The sequence below is a fragment of the Streptomyces anandii JCM 4720 genome (assembly GCF_014650655.1).
In the GTDB taxonomy this organism is placed as follows: Bacteria; Actinomycetota; Actinomycetes; order Streptomycetales; family Streptomycetaceae; genus Streptomyces; species Streptomyces anandii.
Window position 1 is genome coordinate 1 of record NZ_BMVJ01000114.1, and the last position, 595, is coordinate 595.

The window sequence follows — 595 nt, forward strand, 5'->3', positions numbered from 1 at the left end:
CGGAGGAGGTGGGCGAGCCGGAGCCGGTGGCGGGGTTCGGTGAGGGTGCCGTGTGGGTGTTGTCGGGCGGGAGTGCGGCGGGGTTGCGGGAGCAGGCCGGGCGGCTGCTGGCGTGGGTGGACGCGTGTGAGGGTGTGCGTCCGGTGGATGTGGGGTTCTCGCTCGGGGTGGGCCGGGCGGGGCTTGAGCATCGGGCGGCGGTGGTGGGTTGCGGGCGTGAGGTGCTGCGTGCGGGGCTTGCTGCGGTGGCGGCCGGTGGTATGGCGCCGGGTGTGGCCGAGGGTGTGCGTGTGGGGGGGAAGACGGCGTTCGTCTTTCCTGGTCAGGGGTCGCAGTGGCTGGGGATGGCTGCTGGGCTGTTGGACGCTTCACCCGTGTTCGCCGCGCGGATCGATGAGTGTGCGGCGGCGCTGGACCCCTTCACGGACTGGTCGTTGGTGGATGTGCTGCGGCAGGTGCCGGGTGCGCCGTCGCTGGAGCGGGTGGATGTGGTCCAGCCCGCCCTGTTCGCGATGATGGTCTCCCTGGCCGAGCTGTGGCGCTCGGTGGGTGTGGAACCGGCCGCCGTCGTCGGCCACTCGCAGGGCGAGATCGC

1 protein-coding gene is annotated in these 595 nt (G+C 72.6%); it reads left to right on the forward strand.

All coding sequences use genetic code 11. The annotated features are described in order from the left end of the window. Positions 1 to 8 precede the first annotated feature (8 nt). Positions 9 to 595: acyltransferase domain-containing protein (locus IE249_RS35555; protein ID WP_373304545.1), on the forward strand; the 587-nt coding region annotated here is incomplete at its 3' end.